The following is a 20,760-nucleotide window of genomic DNA, read 5'->3' on the forward strand; positions in this document are numbered from 1 at the left end:
GCAACCTTATAACCGACCCCTCCATTTAATCAGTGAATGCATATTTTCTTGAAGACATTATTAATCTGCTCTTTTGAACTAAAGAGTCCAAAATCAAGCCAGTGAATCACATTATAGAATATTTGATCAGCATGATTACACCTATCAAACATAGAAACTAGCCGGGCTCTTGAATAGGTCTTTGCACATTTAAGCGCGCAATACTTACGAACTTGAGGATCATCATTATTAAGCATCGCCAAAATCACATCATCACCAAGACTTGCAAACTCTTTTTCCTTAATAGAAGTAATAATGTTTCGCTTTATAACGCTAGGACAATCCAAAGCCAAAACATCGGCAAGCCTGTTTCTTCCAAGTTTCAAGACCGTTCTGACTGCTAAGCCCTGAACCTCCTTAGAGACCTCGCCACCACCAAGTAGTGATCTACCAGAAGAAGCGCCACCAAATCTCTTAAACAAATCGATAACCAAGAAAACGTCCTGCCACTCTCCAAATGAATAAAAGTATTCCAAGTCGGGCTCGATGGGAAGCACCGAGGTATCAGCTAGTGACGACCTGATAACGGCCAAGTCTTTTTTTGACTTTTTTTCCACCAGCAATGTCAACGCCTCTCTAATAAATCTGCTTATTATATATTGCTTCAAACTATCAAAATTCTTCAACGTCGAATTTGGGTCATCATTTCTTGCTTCAGCCCATAAGCGCATGTGCTTTTGATAAAAAGCCTCATATTTATCTAGCAAGTTTTTAGTGAGCTCCGGGCGATAAATATCAATTCTTCTCCTCGCCAACTCGATGTAAGCATCAGAGTTTATTGGTAGAAGCCTATGCATTCTCCTCTCTAACTCAGCGCTGTCCATTAAAGCTAAAACGCGCGACTGGAATTTCGACCACGCAAGATTTTCCTCGGACGTTGGGTTTGACGGATCCTTCATCACAATGGCTTTAGCTTCATCATCGCTAAGGATTGCCCCCTGTTTTAACAAGGCAGGGATGGCCAAAGCCCTAATACTGGGCTCTGAATCCTGTTGTATAGTTTCAATAAAATTAGTGGAGAACAAATCTCTAACAATCAATATCTCTACAGCCTTAGCGCGAACCATTTTATTCCTGTTTTCCAGTGTTTTAATTAAAACTTCGGTTCCGATATGACTGTGATTTTCAAATATTGAATTTATTAATTCCTCCCCCAGCACTGCTGGCTGAAGATAATTAACAGCTTCTAAGCCGGAGTTCAAACCCACACGAAACTTAATAGACACGTAGGCTTCTTGCGCCAAGGCGATGGTCTGCGAATCATTTTTTATAATTTCTTTGTGTATTTCATCAAGATCATCCTCCACCCCATTTTCACCCAAATAACGAAGAGCGGAGTTCTTGACCGAAGACGAAAACCTCTCTGAAAGCCACGTATCGACAAACTCTCTTCTAGTGACAAAATCATGCGACGTCAATTTCGTCCCTGTGACAGTCATCAAATCCAGGATGGAGCTGACAATGGAATGCCCTCCCTCCGGTATTGTTAAAGTTAGAAAACTTAGACTGTAGTGCTTATTTAATGGATGCTGCAGCCAGTACCATATAGGAATGTTTTCATATTTAAGATTCTTTGCACCTGAATGGAGTAAACCTAGTATTTCTTGCTCATCCAACTCACAACTATTTTTGTTTTGATAAATTAGATTGGCATCGTGTGTACCTAGATAAGAATTGTCATTTTGCCCATCACCCAATCCATTAGCTATGAGCCTCAACCTAGCGACTTCGAACGGCTCTAATTTCGCTCTTTTGGAAGCGTCGCCGCTGCGGCGCAGAATGGACTGAATAAAATTCGCACTCTCCCCCTGAATAGGACTAAAGTCGAATGTTTCTCTATTTTTATCGCTTTTACTGGATTCGAGCTCGATATCTGGAGCGTGAGTGGCTTGCGGTTGCGAATCGATTAAATCTATATGCTCCAACACGTAATTAGAAATACATTTTCTAATTACACCTTCAAAATCCTTTTCATTTTCAAACTCTTGAAATAGTAGTGTTTTCTCCTCAATGATTTTCTTCCTAAAACTTACAACCTTTTGAAGCTGCTGACCGGGATCGCTCAAGGCAAGCGCATCAATTTTCTTGAAAAACAAACTTATTAGAGGCTTCTTGCAATTCCTGTGACCTGTCGTCGCGATTGCAAACTCCTCTTCGAATCCTGACTCATATTTACTTTCGTTGTCAGGGGCCGACCCCCAGCGTTTCCACAGAATCCCAATAAATACGTCGCAACGCTCTAAATCACGATTGATAATTTCTTGCGGTCTACCCGCACTTGAGACTGTATCCTCCCACCCCACTAATTCGATATGCACATTTAACTTCAGTGAAAGCATAGAGTTTAGTTCGTCAGCAACCTGCTTAGCCACTTTTCGCTCTAGGAATAGATCGCCCGGAGAAGCTAAGAAAAAACTTATGACCTTCCTATTTCCAGCCACCGTACGACCTCATATCCATCTGAATTAAGGCTTCCAGTATTCTGATTTATTCGACAGATCACAATCCCCATGTCATCTGACTTTAGTGGTCAACAATCACGGTCTCACCAACCTCGGCAAAACCACCCCCAACCGCACCCTCTCCCCACCCTGCTCAATCACCACCCCATCCCCCTCCACCGCCACCAACTTCACCCCAGGCCCCACCCTCTCCCCCTGCAAAAAACTCCTCGGAGGCCCGTCGTTCAAACTCAAAATCGCCACCGCTCCCCGACTCACCGCCATCACCCCGCTCACCTTGATGTCCACCGGCGCCGCTTGATTAGAAAACCACTGCAACGCCGGGCTATCACTGCGCGCCGCGAGCATTTGCGGTGGCGCCGGAGGGGTGTGGGATTCGGCGGAGGTCAGGAGTAGCGACGACCAGGTCGCGACGCCGACCAGGGCGGCGAGCAGTGCGAGGGCCTGGACGGTTTGCGGGGGGATATGCGAGTGGTGAGCAGCATGGGCTGAATCTCCTTTCAGTCCCTGCTGACAGGCTACGCGGCAATTCTCACGGTTTCATTTCACACGTCTTACATGTTGGCCGTGCAGGATGTTTTTTTGGGAAGGGGCTGGCCGCAACGGAGCGCGCGCCCGGTTAACAGAAGGCTTCGCAACATCCACCGCTTTGATCCTGTACCGTTTCACTGGCCCGTCAATAGCGTCCGCTTTGACTTTGCTCATAGTCAAAGCCACCTTGTAATGCAGCTCCAGCACGCTATCGTTTCCCAGCTCTTGAAAATAGCTGTATGGCACTGTCTGAAGGTATTGCCCGGCATTTATCCAATTCTGATTCACCGACGCGCCCGGGACGTTCCACACCTGACGATTGTGCTCTGCACCCGTAGCAGTCTTGCCTTTGAATTCCAGCCAAACAGGCTGACCAGCCTGCATGAATGCCCAGACTCCCGCTCGGAGAGTACCGCCCTCCGTAACTTTGCTCAGATCCAGCTCATCGCCCTCAGCCTGCACGATGCCGAGTTTATCCAGCTCCGCAGCAGGTAACGGCAGGACGTTTACAGTCAGCGTGCCCGACGAGGTTTTACTGTCGCCTTCCGTGACTTCGTACTTGAGCATGAAGCTTTTAGCGGCGTTGCCGACGTTGGCAGCAATGGCCTCAGAATCAATCGAAAACTCCGCACTCCCACTCTCCGCACCCTGCATGGGTGGAATTGTCGGGGAGCCGGCTCCCGGCGTGCCGGACATTATCAACTGAATGCTTTGGTCCTTATTCATACCAGGGTAGGCAACGCTGACCCGTAAACCTGATTTGGCATCAACAGCGGCCAGGGTCACACTTGCCCCGACATCTGACGCGTGTGGCACTTGCAGTATGGGAACTTGAGCGTTTTGGTCCTGAGGCTCATAAACAAAGGTGCGGCCATCAGAGCCACTCAAGTCCACCCGGACAATAGGCATGAACTGCCCCGTCTCCTGAAAGTAATCGCGCTGAAAAAAGCGCGCGCTCGTTAACGCTGTTTCACTTGTATGGAAAAAGGCTTGAATGGGGAGCTGCGTCGCAATGTTCTGGGGCCACGCGGCGATGATGACCTCGTTATGAAGCCTGCGCATATTCGGATCAGGAAGGTGAGATCTAACATCAACACTCATCGCAAATTCGGATTGATTTGCACCGAAACTACAATGGTGCCTATAAAGCCCCTGCAACTCATCGTAATAAACGCGCCATGTTGCGATATCGATAACACCTTGCTCCACACAGGGCTTGCTAATGGATAACTCCCCGTACTCGTTGCAACTGTCGCTTCGGTGTTCGGTTGCAGCATCTAACGGATAGGCGCAGCGCACGGTAAGGGGAAAACCTGCGGGTGCCGCCATTTCCTTGAGAATCAAACCTTGGCTTTTCGCATACAAAAAGCCCTCGGTGCCGACATCTCCTCGAATATAGGAAAATGACACGCCGTTTCGCTGTACTGATCCCGGGCTTGGGTTCCAAGCATGGTAGTCCGGTGAAGCACTTGTCACTCTGATCAACACGCCATTGCACTCGTAGGCTGGCGAGTTGCCGCGACAGGCAGGCGCTGTGTCGGCATACCTTGCATTCAGCTTATCGGCCACTTGATAACCGATGTACAACTGATCCTGCTGATTGAATCCAAATACCGCACGGTCTGGCTGAGTCAAATCCATTCGCAGAATTGGCAGCCAATCCCCGGTAGTTGCAAAGTAGTCATACTGATCTCTCTGTGCCCCGAACAACGAACCTGATTGATTCGTATCGTAAAAAAGCGCCTGGATCGGGATTTTCTTGGGTGCGGTTTCGTCCCAGTTTCGTATCTGCAACTGGGTAGGTCGGGCCGACCAATCGCTGTCGATGCCTTGATGCGCCAGCAGGCTGGCCTTGAATAACGTGGGATTGAGGCTGTTCAACGAGCATTGCTTTGTCGGTTGTCGGCCTTGTTGCTCGAAGTGCGCCAACCAACTCGCTGAATCACTTACGCCCTCGCTTGCGCAAGAGCTCGCGTCGGCGGCCTGTCGACTTGCACTTGACAGGCCGCAACCGAAACCCGCATGGCTCTCAACAGGGACAAACGCGAAAGGATAGGCGCACAGGACATCCAGTGGCTGGTCCTTGCCAATAGCCGTGAACGAATCACTGAACACCACGCCATTGGCTGACGACAATGTCTGGGTACCCAAATCGGCGCGCAGATAGACAAAACTTTCCGCCCCCAATTGCGCGGCTACATCATCGTGTTTCCAGAATTCGATCATCGGAGCGCTGCCATGCAACATGACGCCGCTGCAAAAATACGCCGGATTACCCCCTGCACACTCTGTTTGCACGTTTTGATAGCGCTTGTTGAGCAACTGTGCGATTTCCGGGCCGGTTGCGGCTTCCCCCAGGCTATTGAACAGTAGCAATGCCAGTAGCCACGCCTTAACCCGCGTCCATTCGATTTTCATGATGCTCCGCCTTGATCTCAAGCTTCGAACAGGCCCTGGAATAACCCGGTTCACTGTCAGGCAATCATTAGTTATGCATGGCGAACACTTCTGTTCAGCCATGCAGATACGGGATGATTGAAGGCTTGATGCAGAGCGGCTGTCACCTGTCACATCTGACAGGTGAGTGGGGCTTTATGACGAATGGTCATTTCCTGGAAGCGGAAGAACAGGCTCTACTCAGGCCGGATGAGCGGCGACAACGGCGGCCCCTCCGCCAACCTTTCCACCCCCAACCTCACCCTCTCGCCACTCTGCTCAATCACCACCCCATCCCCCTCCACCGTCACCAACTTCACCCCAGGCCCCACCCGCTCTCCCTGCAAAAAACTCCGCGGCGGCCCATCGTTCAAACTCAAAATCGCCACCGCCCCGCGCCCCCCCGCCATCACCCCGCTCACCTTGATGTCCATCGGCGCCGTCTGGTTGGAAAACCACTGCAACGCCGGGCTATCACTGCGTGCCGCGAGCATTTGTGGGGGGGCTGGTGGGGTGTGGGATTCGGCGGAGGTCAGGAGCAGCGACGACCAGGTCGCAACGCCGACCAAGGCGGCGAGCAGTGCGAGGGCCTGGACGGTTTGCGGGGGGGAAATGCGTGCGGTGAGCATCATGGGCTGAATCTCCTTTTGTCCCTGCTGACAGGCTACGCGGCAATTCTCACGGTTTTATTTCACACGGCTTACATGTTGTCCGTGCAGGATGTTTTTTTGGACGGGGCTGGACGCAACGGAGCGCGCAACCAATGAAGGTGGGCAGGCAACAGGGCTTTACGCTGATCGAACTGATGGTGGTGCTGGTGATCATCGGGATCGCCAGTGCGGCGATCAGCCTGAGTATCAAGCCGGATCCGCTGCAGTTGCTGCGCAAGGACGCCGAGCGTGTGGCGCAGCTGCTGCAGGTGGCGCAGGCGGAGGCGCGGGTGGATGGTCGGCCGATTGTGTGGCTGAGCGATGGCAAGGGCTTTCGCTTCAGTCGGCGCAATGACAGTGGTCAGGAGTTTGAGCATTTCAAGGATGACCCGCAGTTGCGGCCGCGCAACTGGCAGAGCCCGAAGCTGGAGGTGCGGGTGGAGCCGAAGCAGAAGGTGGTGCTCAATGCCGAGTGGATCAATCCGCCGCTGCAATTGACCCTGTCAGATGGGCTCAATCGGCTGAGTGTGCTGCGTGATGCCAGTGGCAGGATCAGTGTGCAATGAACGATCAACGGGGCTTTACCCTGATCGAGGTGATGGTCGCGATTCTGCTGATGGCGGTGGTCAGTCTGATTGCGTGGCGCGGGCTGGACAGTGTGACGCGGGCGGACAGTCATTTGCAGGCGAGCAGTGAGCAGAGTGACAGTTTGTTGCGGGCGTTGAATCAGTTGCAGCGTGATGTGGAGATGCGTGCGGGTGTGGAGCTGAGTGAGCCGAAGAAGGTTGGCGTGGATGATGAGCCGCCGAGTGCGCCGCCTGCGCTGACGGTGCGCAGCAGTGACAGCAAAGGGTTTCGGCTGGATATTATTCGCCGTGCGGCGGATCAGGCTGGGGCTTTGCAGCGGGTGCGTTGGTGGGTCAAGGGGGATACGTTGTATCGGGCGGGGGCTGAGGCGCGCAGTCGGTATCCGTTGCCGGCGCCGGGGGCTGGGGTGGCGGTGTTGGAAGGTGTGAGTGATGTGCAGGTGCGGGTTTGGGAGGTGGATAAGGGTTGGCGGCAGTTGAGTGGCAATCGGCGGGAGAACCCGTTGGGGTTGGAGGTGCGGTTGACGCGGGAGACGGCGCAGGGGGTGGAGCGGTATCGGCAGGTGATGGGGCCGTTTGAGTGATGCATGCAGGTTATGTCGATATCCCTGCGCATCGGAGATTTCTGTAGGAGCTGCCGGAGGCTGCGATCTTTTGACTTTGATTTTGAAGATCAAAAGATCGCAGCCTTCGGCAGCTCCTACATTGGAATGGGGGCAGTCAGTTGGGGGGTGGTTGGCTGTTAGGGCGTCATCACTGGCAAGCCAGCTCCCACAGGGGGTAGTGGGGTTGGCTGAATTGGGTTAGCTGAGGACGACGACGCCGCCGGGCAGTTCGGTGCATTTGACGCCGTAGGCATCGCGAATCAGCAGCGCAACGCCGGCGAGTTGGTCGAGGCTGAAGCGGGCCTGGACGCGGCGTTGGCCGAGTTCGCGGTTGAGCAACAGCAGCATGCCGGGGCGGTAGCGGTTGATCTCGTCGATCATCTGGCTGAGGGTTGCGCCGTTGAATACCAGCACTTGTTGGCGCCAGTTCATCACTGCGGCGGTGTCGACGCTTTGCACTGCGCCCACTTGCTGCGCGTCGTAGGTCAGTTGTTCACCGGGCTGCAGGCGCAGACTGCGGCCATCGACATTGACGTCCACCGAACCATCGAGGCACGTCACGCACACCTGCTGATCGGTGTTGCGCAAGTTGAACCGTGCCTGACTGGCGCGCAACCACCCTCCTCCAGCCTGCATCGCCAATGGCAGCCGCGCGGTCTGCACTTCAACCTCGCCGCTGACCAGTTCGAACCCCTGCACACCATCATCGCCAGCGCGCTGGTTAATGCGGGTCTGGGTGTTGAGTTCCAGGCGCACGCCGTCGGCGGGTTCGAAGCGCTTCTGCTGGCCGACCTCGGTGATGTAATCGGCGCCGAGCCCTTCGAAACCACCGGGAATCGTGCCGCGCACCAGCAAAAACGCCGCCGACGCAGCAATGGCGCCACCGAGAAACGCCCGTCGACCAAAGCGCCGTGGCGACTGCAGCCTTTCAGCGGCAGGCTGCAGGTTGTGCCACAACACCTTGGCCTGCTCGAAAGCTTGAGCATGTTCGGCGCTCTGCGCGCACCAGTCGCGCAAGGCGCGGGCGTCGGCCACGGTGGCGCGGCCGGAGGTCAGCAGGACCAACCAGTCGTGGGCTTCGTTGTGCAGATTGTCGGCCGCCGATGGCTTGGCAGGTGTCAGTCGAAAGATGTTCAAACGCGCAGATTCTCAGCGAAATGATCGGGCACTATTCAGAAGACGGTTTTCCGGCCCCGCGACCGAACCGCTGAAACACTTTTCTTTCCAGTTTCGCGGCGCAGAAGCCCAATGCAGCTTTGATTTCCTTTTCGACCATGCGCGTGGAGATGCCAAAACGCTGGGAGATTTCCAGGTGCGGTGCCTCCTCCAGTCGCGCGGCGATGAAGATTCTGCGACGCCGCGCGGGCAGCTCGTAGAGAGCACTGAGCAGCGACTGAATTTCCTTTTGCCCGCCCACCACCCGCGCCGGGTCCAGCGCCTCGTCGCCGACTTGCAACAGCTCTTCGACTTCCTCGCCGGTGAGCAGGCGCGCGTCGGCCTGACGGCGGTCGGCGGCGATGTTCAGGGCCATGCGATAGAGGTAGGCATTGGGCCGCAGCAGGTTCGGCGGCGTTTCCATGCGGTCGACCCGCAGGTAGGTTTCGTGCAGCACGTCGTTGGCCAGGTCTTCCGAGCCGAGACGGCGTCGCAAACGCACCCGAAAGTCCTCGTAGGACGTCAGGAACAGCTGGACCATCGAACCTTGTCCGGTGTCTTTCATCCCCCGGAAACTCCTTCCCATTTGGTGCATTCCATGCGTTTCCCTGACGACTCCGGTAACAACAGCAACGTGACCGGCTGACGCAACGCGCTGGGTGTCGGCCGGTCGATCCTGAGCGTGCGAAAGCTCTCCACCAGCGCGGTATCGCGCCGTTCATCACCGGTGGTGGTGACCAACCGGTTGTGCTGCACCACACCGTCGCGCCCGACCCAGACCTGCAACACCGCGCGATAACTGCCCGGACGGGTCAGCGGCGAACGGCACAGGTTGCGCTCGATCGCCGCTTGCACCGCGGTGGCGTAGCTGCGACTGACAGCGACACTGGCCGAGGTGGTTTTGTCCAGCGCCGATGGCACGTCCTCGACCTGCGCCACCTGCAAGGTGAACGCATCGGCGCGGGCGTAACGCGCCATCAGGCCGCTGCCGCCGAGCAAACGGCGCAAGGCGTCTGCAGCGGTGTATTCGCCATCGACCGCCAATGAGCGCCGACCGCGACTCAACTGGCTGTCGACCAGCACCGCAACACCCGTGGCGTGGCTGTACTGATCCAGCGCCCGGGCCAGGTCCTGCGCCGGAATGTGCAGGGTCATGCGCAAATCCGCCGGCAGCGGTTCGGCGGTCGCCGCACCGCTGAACCAGCCAAGCAGCAGCCCCAGACTCACCCGGCGCACGAGAGTCGCTGAACGCTGAAGACCGTCCCTGGAACTGCCTCGCTGCACGGCTGACGTACCCCTGAAAACCGTCATCCTGATGGCTGTTTATGAATCTGGTGTGACGGGCAGTGCAAAAAAACCATCACGGGATTTGCCCAAGGCTTGCACTAGACTGCAAGCAGACAACGGCCGCTTCGGGCCGGCCAGGAGGCTTGCATGAAATCACTGTGGAAATTCGTCCTTGGCGGGCTGCTGCTGAGCGCCTTCGCCAGTGCCCACGCCGAACAACCGTTGGGCTGTGTGGAGGTGACGGTGGGTGGCTACAAGGCGCCGAATTACGACTGTCTGAGTCAGCAGATGGGCAACAATCCCGAGGGCGCTGCGGCCGCGCAGAAGAATCAGGAAGCGCTGAATGTGCCGGTGAACAAGCGGCCGCCGAATCAGGTTGGGCTCGCAACGCCAGCGGCGACCAGTACGCGGATGGGCAATACCTTCGGGACTTCAGTCAAACCGCAGCGCCCACCCGCCAATAACGGAACATCCCATTAACCAATAAATGAATCAAACACCTGAGGCTAAGAAACTCACACACCTAGAGGAAGGGGAAACACACCTGTGGCGAGGGGATTTATCCCCGATCGGCTGCGCAGCAGTCGTCAATCCCGCTGACTCGGTTTATCTGAAGGACCCGCGGCGGATAGTGTTGGGCCTGCTGCGCAGGCCATCGGGGATGAATCCCCTCACCCCAAGGAACACCTCAATCACAGGGTATGCACGTCAGTCGCTTGGGGTCTGGCGGAAGCTTACCGCCAGGCGATTCCAGCTGTTGATGGTGGTGACGGCCATGGTCAGATCCACCAGTTCGGCTTCACTGAATTGCGCTTTGGCCAACTGGTAAACATCATCCGGCACATGACTTTCAGCCAACAACGTCACCGCCTCGGCCCAGGCCAGCGCGGCGCGCTCGCGCGGATTGAAAAAGCCGCTGTCGCGCCACACCGCAATCGCATACAAACGCCGTTCACTCTCCCCGGCGCGTCGCGCATCCACTGAATGCATGTCGGTACAGAACGCGCAGCCGTTGAGCTGCGAGGCGCGGATCCGGATCAGTTGCAACAGTGGCGCCTCGATGCTCAGGTCGCGGGTCAGCGCTTCCATGGCGAGCATGGCTTTCATCGCCTTGGGCGATGCGTTGTAGTAGTCCAGACGCGGGGACATAGGCAGGTCTCGGAATGCGGGATAGTGGTTTTACGGTAGGCGCTGATGCGCCAGCGTTACAGCCCCAATTCCACGAAAAACCGCCACACCACTGAAATCCCGGTCCCACACATTTCCCCTGTAGGAGCTGCCGTAGGCTGCGATCTTTTGATCTTGCTTTTGCTTATAAAAAATCAAAGTCAAAAGATCGCAGCCTGCGGCAGCTCCTACAGCGATGGTGACCAATTTCGGGTTTTTGTGTTGCGCAACTACTGCCCATCACGCAACAGCGGTAATCTGGCCGACACCCCAATCGCCCCCCGGAGCCGCGTCGGTATGGAACTTCACGTCGTGATCAATGGCCGCAAGGACCTGGCCGGCCAGCTGTACAACCAGCTGCGCGGCGCCATCGAGTCCGGGCGTCTGGCCGCCGGCACGCAGTTGCCGCCCAGCCGCTTGCTGGCCGAGCAACTGGGGATTTCGCGCAAAACCATTTCCGACACCTACGCGCAACTGACCTACGAAAACTTCCTCACCGGCGTCATCGGCAAAGGCACCTACGTCAACGCCCGTCCGGCGCAGGTTCAGCGCAAGCAAAGCCACACCGAACTGGCCAGCGCCGAACAGATCGAGCGCTGGCGCAACCTGCCGATGTTCCTGCAGCACCCGACGCTGGAAGGCTCGCTGCGTTACGATTTTATCGGCGGCGCCACCAGCAAGGGCCAGTTCCCGCATGACGACTGGCGCCGTTGCGTCTCGCATGCGATGCGCCAGATGGCCGGCTCCAAAGGTTTCTACAGCGTTCCCGAAGGCTTGCCGGCACTGCGCAATGCGATTGCCCGGCACATCGCGTTTTCGCGCGGGATCAACGGTCGGGACGAGGACATCGTGGTGTGCAACGGCGCGCAGCAGGCGCTGGATCTGATCACCCGCGTGCTGATCAGCCCCGGCAGCCAAGTGGCGATGGAAGACCCGGGTTATCCGCCGGCCCGACTGCTGTTCGGTAGCCACGGCGCGGAAGTGGTCGGGATCCCAGTGGATGCGGAAGGCATTGTGGTCGAGCAGATTCCCGAGGGCACGCGGATGATTTATGTCACGCCGTCGCACCAGTTTCCGCTGGGCATGCCGATGAGCCAGGCACGCCGCGAGGCGTTACTCGCCCGGGCGTATGAACTGGGCGCGATCATCATCGAGGACGACTATGACAGCGAGTTCCGCTATGAAGGCCGGCCTACGGACTCTCTGTTCAGCCTCGACCAGCGCGGGATCGTTGCCTACGTCGGCACCTTCTCCAAGACCCTGCTGCCGGAGCTGCGCCTGGGTTACGCGATTCTGCCGCCGGCGATCCTCGAAGCGGTGATCCGCGCGAAAAAGCTCACTGACCAGCACGCTTCAACCTTGCCGCAATGGGCGCTGGCCAAGTTCATTGCCGAAGGTTGCCTGCTCAAGCATATCCGCCGCTGTCACGCGATTTACGCCCAGCGCCGCGAGCGGATTCTGGCGCGCATGGCCACGGATCTGTCGCCGTGGCTGGAGGCGATAGCGCCCAGTGCCGGGTTCCACATGGCAGTGCTGTGCAAGGTGCCGGTCGACCTGGCGCTGGTAATCGAGTTGGCGAGAAAGGTCGAGGTCGGGTTGTATCCCATCGACATTTTCTATTATCAACAGCCGGTGAGGAGCGGCCTGTATTTCGGCTTCGGCGCCATCGAAACCCTCGACATCGACACCGCTCTGGATCGCCTGCGCGACATTCTGCAACAAGTGGCGTGAATGATTGGTCTGCGCGATTAACCGCCGATTGGTTATTGGTGATCAACGGGTGCGGGCCTATTCTGCATGGGCGTTATCCCTCAATGAGCAGGATTCGTCCGGCCTGATTCAGGAGAGTGAGCAATGTCCAACGAAGTGATCAACACCGTCCAGGTGCGCGCCGCCGCCGGCCGTTCGGAAGAGCTCGGCCGGCAGTTGCAGAAGATCGTCGACACCCTGCGCCAGACACCGGGTTGCGACGCCTATATGGTCGACCGCTGCCCCGAGGACAGCCAACGCTGGACAGTGAGCGCACGCTGGCAGTCGGAAGCGGCGATGCAGGCGCACTTCAACCGGCCCGAGGCGCAGGGGTTTATTGACCTGATCGATAGCCGTCTGGCCAATAGTGTGGATTTCAATAGTTTTCCGATCGTTTAGAAGCAAGATCAAAAGATCGCAGCCTTCGGCAGCTCCTACACTATCCCTGTAGGAGCTGCCGAAGGCTGCGATCTTTTGCTTTTTGGCGGCAGCCGATTGGTCACCCGATCTTCCCGAATATTGGCCGTTTGCATGCCCCACCGCGCAGACTACTGTGGTCACCACCCCCTCCTCCCACAGGTGATCCGCCATGAAAGCCCTGCACCTCTTCACCGCCATTCTCGCCCTGTCCATGTCCGCTGCCGCCTTGGCCCACGACCCATCCGAAAAAGTCACCGTCCTGCAAGACCAGATGCTGAAAAACGCCCCCGGCAAGAAAGCCATGATGATCGAAGTCGACTACAAACCCGGCCAATCCTCGATTGCCCACAAACACGACGGTACCGCCATGGCCTATGTGCTAGAAGGCGAAGTGATTTCCCAGGTCAAGGGCGAACAGCCGATCACCTACAAGAAAGGGCAGTTCTGGTACGAACCGGCCGGCTCCGAACACCTGGTATCGAAAAACGCCAGCAACAGCAAACCGGCGAAGTTGCTGGTGTTCATGGTGTTGGCGCCGGACGAACAAGTGCTGATCCCTTTGAAAAACTGATGGTTGTTGGCACAGCCATAAATAAAAAGGCGCAAAACACTGTTTTGCGCCTTTTTATTTCCCGAGGCAATTAACCGATTTGCCTTAAAGCCAATAAAACTAATGCATTGCCACAACACGGAAAATTGTCAGCTTATTTACAGGTTGGCGGGTTTAGTCTGAGTCAACTGTCGTGCGCCTTTGACAAACAGCCGCGACAACTATGACGTTCCGACTGAAGTTGCTTCACGGGAGACTCACCATGAAACTTGCGTTTGCCAGTACCTTGGCGATATCGGTTTTAGCTTTGTCCGCCTGCTCAGTACCCACCGCGCCGAAAGCGGTTTCGTCCCTCGATACGCTGTTCACCCAACCGGTTGGCCGCAGCAGCGCCGCCCAGGTGCAAAGCGGCCCCGGCGTGTCACTGGGCGTGGTCTACAGCCCCAGCACCCTGACCAACCGCGAATACCTGCGTAACTATCAAGCCAACGCCGGCACCGGTTTCGGCCAGAGCCTGCTGGTGCAGCCGATCCATGACGCCTACGTCAACACCTCGAAACCGGACATGGCGGTGGATTGGGTTAAGGCCTCGCTGCAACGGCAGTTCGGTTCAGTAACGGTGTACCCGGACATGCAGAGTTTGCGTGCAGCGCATCCCGACGTGGTGGCGATCATCGACACCCACAGCCAGTTGATCACCTCGCGCAGCTCCGACATCAAGGCCGATGTGAGTGCGGATTTTTATGATGCGAAGTTGAACTACATCGGTACGGCGAAAGGTTCTGAAGCGAAGGAACTGACGCCGGTGTGGGCCGACTTCAAACGTTCGGAAGAGATCGTCGCGGATATTAATCAACAGCAGGATGTGCAAGTTCGGGCGCTGCAGAAGTTTGATCAGTCGCTGAATAATTTATTGACCAGACCGACAGATAAAGTGTCGATGCTGGATAACAAACAAGCACCTGACTTGTATTGAAAGTAAGGCCCTCATCGCTGGCAAGCCAGCTCCCACAGGATTTGTGGTGACACTCAAACCCTGTAGGAGCTGCCGAAGGCTGCGATCTTTTGACTTTTAAAATCAAAAGATCGCAGCCTTCGGCAGCTCCTACAGGGAGCGCATCAACGATGCATAAAAAAGCCCCGGCATCCACGACACCGGGGCTTTCTCATTCAACCACTACTCAGGCCGGTTCAAGCTCGGCATTCGCAGCAGCCGCAGGCACCACCGCTTGCCCGCTCAACGCGAGGTCCAGCAGCTCACGGTTGGCCACGGCATACATGGCGTAGTCAGTGCCGCTCGCAGCACGGATTTCCACCAGCATGGCGCGCCAGCGCTCGATCATGCTTTCGTGCTGTGCCATCCACAGCGCCAGACGTGCTTCCACGTCCTGGGTGCCGTCGCCCTGTTGCAGGACGGAGATGGTGATCGCACGTTGCTGCCAGTCCACATCGTCACGGAACGCTTCACGGGCCAGGGCCTGCCAGTTGTTTTCAACCGGCAGCGCGCTGATCTGTTGCAGGTACCAGGTGATGTCCAGCGCACTGCCCACGGCGAAGTAGGCCTTGGCCACTTCGGCCGGATCCTGGCCAGTGACGTCGGACGCTTCGATGATCGGCAGCAGGGTGTACAGGTGCGAGGTACCCGCCACCATGCGCGCCAGCAACTCCGGCACACCGGCCGCGACGTAAGCCTGATAACGCGCCTGCCAGTTTTCACGGATTTCGCCGCTCAGCAGTTCGTCGAGCTTCAGGCCCAGCTCCTTCAGGTGCGGACCGAAGTGCGCGACATCACGGGCAGCGTTCTGCTCGTTGCGACGGGCACGCAGGAACCAGCGCGTAGCACGGCGGCCCAGACGCATCAGCTCGTCCATCAGCTCCAGTTGCACGTCAGCGCTTACTTGGTAGTCCAGCGCTTCAATCTGACGGAACCAGTGCGGGAGATGGAAGATGTCGCGCACGATCACGTAGGCGCCGGCCACGTTCGCCGGGCTCATGCCGGTCGACTCTTTGAGTCGCTGCACGAAGGTGATGCCCATGTGGTTGACCAGATCGTTGGCAATCTGGGTGCTGACGATCTCGCGCTTCAGACGGTGACGACGCATGGCTTCAGAGAACTTGCTGACCAGGGTCGGCGGGAACGCCGTTTCCATGTCGCGGGTCAGGTAGTCGTCGTCCGGCACCAGCGAGTTCAGCAGCTGTTCCTTGAGGTCGATCTTGCTGTACGAGATCAGCACCGACAGCTCCGGACGGGTCAGGCCATGGCCTGCCGCAACGCGCTCGTTGATCTGCTCTTCGGTCGGCAGGAACTCGATGGCACGGTCCAGCTTGCCACGGCCTTCCAGATCGCTCATCAGACGCTTGTACTCGGCAATGCGCTCGTAGGCACGACGCGCTGCCAGGGACAGGGCCTGGGTCTGCTTGTAGTTGTTGCCCAGCACCAGACCACCGACTTCGTCGGTCATGCTCGCCAGCAACTGGTTGCGTTGCTTGTCGGTCATGTCGCCGGCCTGAACCACTTCGTTCAGCAGAATCTTGATGTTCACTTCGTGGTCGGAGCAGTCCACGCCACCGGCGTTATCGATGAAGTCGGTGTTGGAACCGCCGCCATTCAGACCGAATTCCACACGGCCCAGCTGGGTCATGCCGAGGTTACCGCCCTCGCCCACCACTTTGCAGCGCAGCTCGTTGCCGTTCACGCGCAGTGCATCGTTGGCCTTGTCGCCGACGTCGGCATGGCTTTCGCTGCTGGCCTTGACGTAAGTACCGATACCGCCGTTCCACAGCAGATCCACCGGCGCCTTGAGCAAGGCGTTCAGCAGTTCGGTCGGGGTCAGCTTGTCGGCCTTGATGTCGAAGCGCTCTTTCATCTGCGGCGAGATGGCGATGCTCTTCGCGCTGCGCGAGAAGATGCCGCCACCTTCGGACATGATGCTGGTGTCATAGTCGGTCCAGGCCGAACGCGGCAGGTCGAACATGCGCTGACGCTCGACGAAGCTGGTCGCCGGGTTCGGGTTCGGATCGATGAAGATGTGCATGTGGTTGAACGCAGCGACCAGTTGCAGCTTGTCGGACATCAACAGGCCGTTACCGAACACGTCACCGGCCATGTCACCGACGCCGACCACAGTGATGCTGTCTTCCTGAACATTGATGCCGCGCTCGCGGAAGTGGCGCTGTACGCCGACCCACGCGCCCTTTGCGGTGATGCCCATTTTCTTGTGGTCGTAACCGGCGGAACCACCGGAGGCGAACGCGTCGCCCAGCCAGAAGCCGTAGTCGATGGCGATGCCGTTGGCGATGTCGGAGAAGGTCGCAGTGCCCTTGTCCGCGGCCACCACCAGGTACGGGTCATCGTCGTCATGCCGCACGACGTTGGCCGGCGGCACCAGCGCGCCGTCTTTCAGGTTGTCGGTGATGTCCAGCAGACCGGAAATGAAGATGCGGTAGCAGGCGATGCCTTCGGCCGCGATCTCGTCACGGCTGCCGCCCAGTGGCAGACGACGCGGCAGGAAGCCGCCCTTCGCACCCACCGGCACGATGACCGAGTTCTTCACTTGCTGGGCTTTTACCAGGCCGAGGACTTCGGTACGGAAGTCTTCTTCACGGTCGGACCAGCGCAGACCACCGCGCGCAACGTTGCCGAAGCGCAGGTGTACGCCTTCGACGCGTGGCGAGTACACGAAGATTTCGAACTTCGGAACCGGCTTCGGCAGCTCAGGGATCGCGTGCGGGTTGAACTTGAAGCTGAAGTACGACTTGTTCTGGCCGTTGGCATCAGTCTGATAGAAGTTGGTACGCAGGGTGGCTTTGATCAGGTCCAGGTAACGACGCAGGATGCGGTCTTCGTTGAGCACCTGAACATCGTCCAGTGCGGTCAGAATCGCCTGTTCCAGACGCTGTTGCTTGTCTTCCAGATCATCACTGCCCAGCTTGCGCGCCAGGTAGAAACGGGTCTTGAACAACCGGGTCAGCTCGCGAGCGATGTCGGTGTGGTTGTTCAGGGTGCTGGCGATGTAACCCAGGTCGAAGCCCAGACGAATCTGCTTCAGGTAACGGGCGTAGGCACGCAGCAGCGCCACGTCACGCCATGGCAGACCGGCGGTCAGCACCAGACGGTTGAACGCATCGTTCTCGGCATCGCCACGGACGATGTGGACAAACGCGTCCTGCAGGGTGTCGTTGAGTTGCTGGATATCCAGCTCCAGACCTTCGGCTGCGGTGAACGCGAAGTCGTGAATCCAGAACTCGCGGCCGTTGGTGTGACGCAGACGGTACGGGAACTCACCCAGCACGCGCAGGCCGAGGTTTTCCAGAATCGGCAACACGTCGGACAGCGCCAGCGGGGTGTCGGCGTGGTACAGCTTGCAATGCAGCTCGCGCTGACCAGACACCTGGCCCAACGGCTGATAGAAGCTCATCACCAGCGGATTTTTTTCGTTCAGGCTCAGCAGGTGCTGCATGTCGACCACAGCCGAATGCGCCGCGAAACGCTCGCGGTAACCCGCCGGGAAACCTTTCGGGAAATCCGCCAGCACGTTGGTGCCGTGGGCTTCGCCGAAGCTTTCGACGGTCAGTGCGGCGTAGTCGTCCTGCCAGCTGCGGCAGGCCTGCACGACTTCTTTTTCCAGCAGCAGCGGATCGATGTCGATGCGGTTCTTCGGATCGACGCGCAGGATCAACTGCACGCGAGCCAGCACGGACTCGGAGAAGAAGGTCCAGAACTCGCAGTCGGTGGCCTTCAGGCGCTCCATCAGCACCTGCTGGATCTTCTGGCGCACTTCGGTGGAATAGATGTCGCGCGGCACGTAGGCCAGGCAGTAGCAGAAGCGACCGTACGGGTCTTTGCGCAGGAACACGCGGATCTTGTTGCGTTCCTGGATCTGCACGATCGACATCACGGTGCTGAACAGTTCGTCGACCGGGGTCTGGAACAGGTCGTCACGCGGCAGCACTTCGAGCACCTGCGCCAGTTCCTTGCCCAGGTGAGCCTTGGACTGGAAGCCGGAACGGCGTTCGATTTCTTCGACCTTGCGGCGGATGAACGGGATGACCCGCACGCTCTCGCCATACACCGAGGAGGTGTACAGGCCCATGAAGCGGTGTTCCTTGATGACATTGCCGTCAGCGTCGATCTCGCGGATCGACACGTAGTCCGGGTAGGCCGGACGGTGGACACGGCTCGGGTGTGCAGCCTTGGCGAACGACAGCAGGGTCGGTTCGCGCAGGTAGTTCACCGCGTAGTCTTCGATGTGCCGGTCTTCGTTGGTCAGGCCGGTGCGCAGCAGCTTGGTCAGACCGAGGAAGGAATTCTGGTCGTATTCGATATGGCCGCCATCGGCCTGATCGACAACGGTGAACTCTTCGTAGCCGAGGAAAGTGAAGTGGTTGCCCACCAGCCATTCCAGGAAGCTTTTGATTTCGCTCTTTTCGTCGGCATCGACGGCGAATGCGCTGTGATCGAGCTTGGTGAGGATCTCCTGCACCTTGGCCTTCATCGGCTCGAAATCAGCGACCGCGACGCGCACTTCACCGAGCACCTGCTCCAGCTCTTTGCTCAGCACATTCAGTTCGGCCGCGTTGGCGCAGCGGTCGATTTCCAGGTACATCAGCGACTCGTGCAGCACGCCTTCGCCGGTGCTGCCCTTTGGCAGGATTTCCAGCAGCTCGCCCTTGCTGCCACGACGCACGCTGAGCACGGTGGTCTGCAGGGTGTGGATGCTGTAGCCGCGACGGTTCAGCTCGGTGCGCACCGAGTCGACCAGGAACGGCAGGTCGTGGTGCAGCACTTCGACCGCGGTGTGGGTCGACTGCCAGCCATGACGCTCGTAATCAGGGTTGTAGACGCGCACTTGCGGTTGCGCGTGATCGAAGCGCTCAAGCAGGCGCCACGCGGAAAGAGTACAGCCAGCGAGGTCGGAGAGGCGACGTTGAGTCAGCTCGTCCAGGGAAATGATGCCGAAGAATTGTTCAGCGAACAGCGCCACTTGTGGCAGTGCCTGTTCACTGATGTGCTGCGCCAGTGCCGCTTGCAGTTGGTGCTGGAAGTCGGCTTTGCTGGCTGCGGTGAAGAACGCCATCTGTGGTACTCCGCTTAAGCTTGTTATTGATGGAAAGCGTCGCGTGCAACACCCCTTGCGGGGCTTGTGTCGCCCTGTTCCTGATTCTCGGGCAGAGGAAACAGGGGGACAGGTGGGTGAAGCTGGACGAGACACTCAGGTCACATTCACCTTCCATTGAATGGGCATCTGCAAAAACGACTGTCGAGGCTGCCGACAATGTCTTTACGGGTGCTCATCCGTTGCGCAGCTTAATGGGTGCGACAATGTGTCTGCTTGCGGTGCTGCGACATATTCGGTCATTGGCACGTAAACCAAGGCTTTGGCAACGGTAAACACTAGCATTCATGGCGGAAAACGGCGGCCTGAATGCCCGTATTTACGGTACATCTGTGCCAGAAGTGACCATTGACCTGTGTCGCGTTCACGACACATCCTCTGACACTCTCACATGCAGAAATTCCCGAGGGCTGGCAGAATCGCGCCCAATTGCGACCAACACGCCCGCCGAGGCAGGAATTCCCATGCAAATGACCACCGCCCTACTGATCGTCAACCCGTGCGACGACGAAGAAGACAACATGGCCATGCTCTGCTGCCATAGCGACAAGGGCGACATGTTTCTGATGAGCCGCTATCCGGACGAGGACGAGCTGGAGATCACCCTGGATGGCGAGCCTTCGACGCTGGACGGCGTAAAGGTCACCCTGAGCAAAACGCAGTTGAAGATCGAGATCGCGGCGGCGGATGCCGATGCGCTGAATGGCGATGATGTGCTGGAAATTACCTTCAATCCGGACATGGTTGATCTGGCTGAAGTTGAAGAAACCCTGAAGAATATTCTGGACGGGACTGGCACCTACATCAGCCAGATTTGATCTTGTCTGAACTGGCGCCTTCGCGAGCAAGCTCGCTCCCACAATGAACGGTGTTTTCCTGACAGAACGCGGTAACTGTGGGAGCGAGCTTGCTCGCGAAGGCGTCCGAAAGAACACTGCACCTTTCTCCGGCTACAAAATTCCAACAATTGCCCCAGTCATTTCCCGCACTTTGCGCAAAATGCCGT

17 protein-coding genes are annotated in these 20,760 nt (G+C 57.4%); 8 read left to right on the forward strand and 9 right to left on the reverse strand.

Features of this window, described 5'->3' with window-relative positions; all coding sequences use genetic code 11:
- Positions 1 to 29: 29 nt before the first annotated feature.
- The 4 genes from KVQ82_RS17565 to KVQ82_RS17580 all read right to left on the reverse strand — a co-directional run bounded on the left by KVQ82_RS17565 (position 30) and on the right by KVQ82_RS17580 (position 6,100).
- Positions 30 to 2,411 (reverse strand): DUF4062 domain-containing protein, encoded by a 2,382-nt coding sequence (locus tag KVQ82_RS17565; RefSeq protein WP_222014855.1) that lies wholly within the window; start codon positions 2,409 to 2,411, stop codon positions 30 to 32.
- 165 nt (positions 2,412 to 2,576) lie between these two features.
- Positions 2,577 to 2,966, reverse strand: coding sequence for a type II secretion system protein N (locus KVQ82_RS17570; protein ID WP_222019421.1), 390 nt, complete (start codon positions 2,964 to 2,966; stop codon positions 2,577 to 2,579).
- Positions 2,967 to 3,041: 75 nt separating this feature from the next.
- Positions 3,042 to 5,450 (reverse strand): hypothetical protein, encoded by a 2,409-nt coding sequence (locus KVQ82_RS17575; protein ID WP_222014857.1) that lies wholly within the window; start codon positions 5,448 to 5,450, stop codon positions 3,042 to 3,044.
- A gap of 215 nt (positions 5,451 to 5,665) precedes the next feature.
- Positions 5,666 to 6,100: a type II secretion system protein N gene (locus KVQ82_RS17580; RefSeq protein ID WP_222014858.1), complete on the reverse strand. Its 435-nt coding sequence runs from the start codon at positions 6,098 to 6,100 to the stop codon at positions 5,666 to 5,668.
- A gap of 131 nt (positions 6,101 to 6,231) precedes the next feature.
- Between KVQ82_RS17580 and gspH the strand changes: the two genes are divergently transcribed.
- Together gspH and KVQ82_RS17590 are read left to right on the forward strand one after the other, a co-directional pair.
- Positions 6,232 to 6,684 (forward strand): type II secretion system minor pseudopilin GspH, encoded by a 453-nt coding sequence (gene gspH, locus KVQ82_RS17585; protein ID WP_222014870.1) that lies wholly within the window; start codon positions 6,232 to 6,234, stop codon positions 6,682 to 6,684.
- The gene (locus KVQ82_RS17590) at positions 6,681 to 7,289 is read left to right on the forward strand and encodes a prepilin-type N-terminal cleavage/methylation domain-containing protein (protein ID WP_222014872.1); all 609 of its coding nucleotides are present in this window, start codon (positions 6,681 to 6,683) and stop codon (positions 7,287 to 7,289) included. The genes gspH and KVQ82_RS17590 overlap by 4 nt, the downstream gene beginning before the upstream one ends.
- Before the next feature lie 219 nt (positions 7,290 to 7,508).
- On the opposite strand, the gene KVQ82_RS17595 is transcribed toward KVQ82_RS17590, so the two are convergent.
- From KVQ82_RS17595 to KVQ82_RS17605, 3 genes are read right to left on the reverse strand one after another with little or no spacing between them, the layout of a single operon-like run.
- Entirely contained in the window at positions 7,509 to 8,447 is a 939-nt protein-coding gene (locus tag KVQ82_RS17595) for a DUF4880 domain-containing protein (RefSeq protein ID WP_222014873.1), read from the reverse strand.
- Positions 8,448 to 8,478: 31 nt separating this feature from the next.
- Positions 8,479 to 9,030, reverse strand: a complete 552-nt coding sequence (locus KVQ82_RS17600; RefSeq protein WP_041062424.1) for an RNA polymerase sigma factor — start codon at positions 9,028 to 9,030, stop codon at positions 8,479 to 8,481.
- Positions 9,027 to 9,692, reverse strand: coding sequence for a secretin and TonB N-terminal domain-containing protein (locus tag KVQ82_RS17605; protein ID WP_260687685.1), 666 nt, complete (start codon positions 9,690 to 9,692; stop codon positions 9,027 to 9,029). The genes KVQ82_RS17600 and KVQ82_RS17605 overlap by 4 nt, the downstream gene beginning before the upstream one ends.
- 207 nt (positions 9,693 to 9,899) lie before the next feature.
- On the opposite strand from KVQ82_RS17605, the gene KVQ82_RS17610 reads away from it, so the two are divergent.
- Positions 9,900 to 10,232 carry a hypothetical protein gene (locus KVQ82_RS17610; RefSeq protein ID WP_222014875.1) on the forward strand — a complete coding sequence of 111 codons (333 nt, stop codon included), beginning with the start codon at positions 9,900 to 9,902 and terminating at the stop codon, positions 10,230 to 10,232.
- Between the two features lie 228 nt (positions 10,233 to 10,460).
- On the opposite strand, the gene KVQ82_RS17615 is transcribed toward KVQ82_RS17610, so the two are convergent.
- Positions 10,461 to 10,901 carry a carboxymuconolactone decarboxylase family protein gene (locus KVQ82_RS17615; RefSeq protein WP_174376880.1) on the reverse strand — a complete coding sequence of 147 codons (441 nt, stop codon included), beginning with the start codon at positions 10,899 to 10,901 and terminating at the stop codon, positions 10,461 to 10,463.
- Positions 10,902 to 11,216: 315 nt separating this feature from the next.
- Between KVQ82_RS17615 and KVQ82_RS17620 the strand changes: the two genes are divergently transcribed.
- The 4 genes from KVQ82_RS17620 (at position 11,217) to KVQ82_RS17635 (ending at position 14,614) form a co-directional block, all read left to right on the forward strand.
- Complete coding sequence (locus tag KVQ82_RS17620; RefSeq protein WP_222014876.1) at positions 11,217 to 12,650, forward strand: PLP-dependent aminotransferase family protein; 1,434 nt, start codon at positions 11,217 to 11,219, stop codon at positions 12,648 to 12,650.
- Between the two features lie 123 nt (positions 12,651 to 12,773).
- Complete coding sequence (locus KVQ82_RS17625; RefSeq protein ID WP_003225668.1) at positions 12,774 to 13,067, forward strand: putative quinol monooxygenase; 294 nt, start codon at positions 12,774 to 12,776, stop codon at positions 13,065 to 13,067.
- A gap of 190 nt (positions 13,068 to 13,257) precedes the next feature.
- On the forward strand, positions 13,258 to 13,659 hold the full coding sequence (locus tag KVQ82_RS17630) for a cupin domain-containing protein (RefSeq protein WP_041062438.1): 402 nt from the start codon (positions 13,258 to 13,260) through the stop codon (positions 13,657 to 13,659).
- A gap of 241 nt (positions 13,660 to 13,900) precedes the next feature.
- On the forward strand, positions 13,901 to 14,614 hold the full coding sequence (locus KVQ82_RS17635; RefSeq protein ID WP_222014877.1) for an ATPase: 714 nt from the start codon (positions 13,901 to 13,903) through the stop codon (positions 14,612 to 14,614).
- 205 nt (positions 14,615 to 14,819) lie between these two features.
- Here the strand turns inward: KVQ82_RS17635 and KVQ82_RS17640 are convergent, their stop codons facing one another.
- Positions 14,820 to 19,715 carry an NAD-glutamate dehydrogenase gene (locus tag KVQ82_RS17640; protein WP_222014880.1) on the reverse strand — a complete coding sequence of 1,632 codons (4,896 nt, stop codon included), beginning with the start codon at positions 19,713 to 19,715 and terminating at the stop codon, positions 14,820 to 14,822.
- Between the two features lie 503 nt (positions 19,716 to 20,218).
- Between KVQ82_RS17640 and KVQ82_RS17645 the strand changes: the two genes are divergently transcribed.
- Positions 20,219 to 20,572, forward strand: coding sequence for a hypothetical protein (locus KVQ82_RS17645; RefSeq protein WP_041062446.1), 354 nt, complete (start codon positions 20,219 to 20,221; stop codon positions 20,570 to 20,572).
- The last annotated feature ends 188 nt before the right edge of the window (positions 20,573 to 20,760 follow it).

Origin of the sequence: Pseudomonas sp. AO-1 (assembly GCF_019775695.1) — a bacterium.
GTDB classification, from domain to species: Bacteria; Pseudomonadota; Gammaproteobacteria; order Pseudomonadales; family Pseudomonadaceae; genus Aquipseudomonas; species Aquipseudomonas parakoreensis.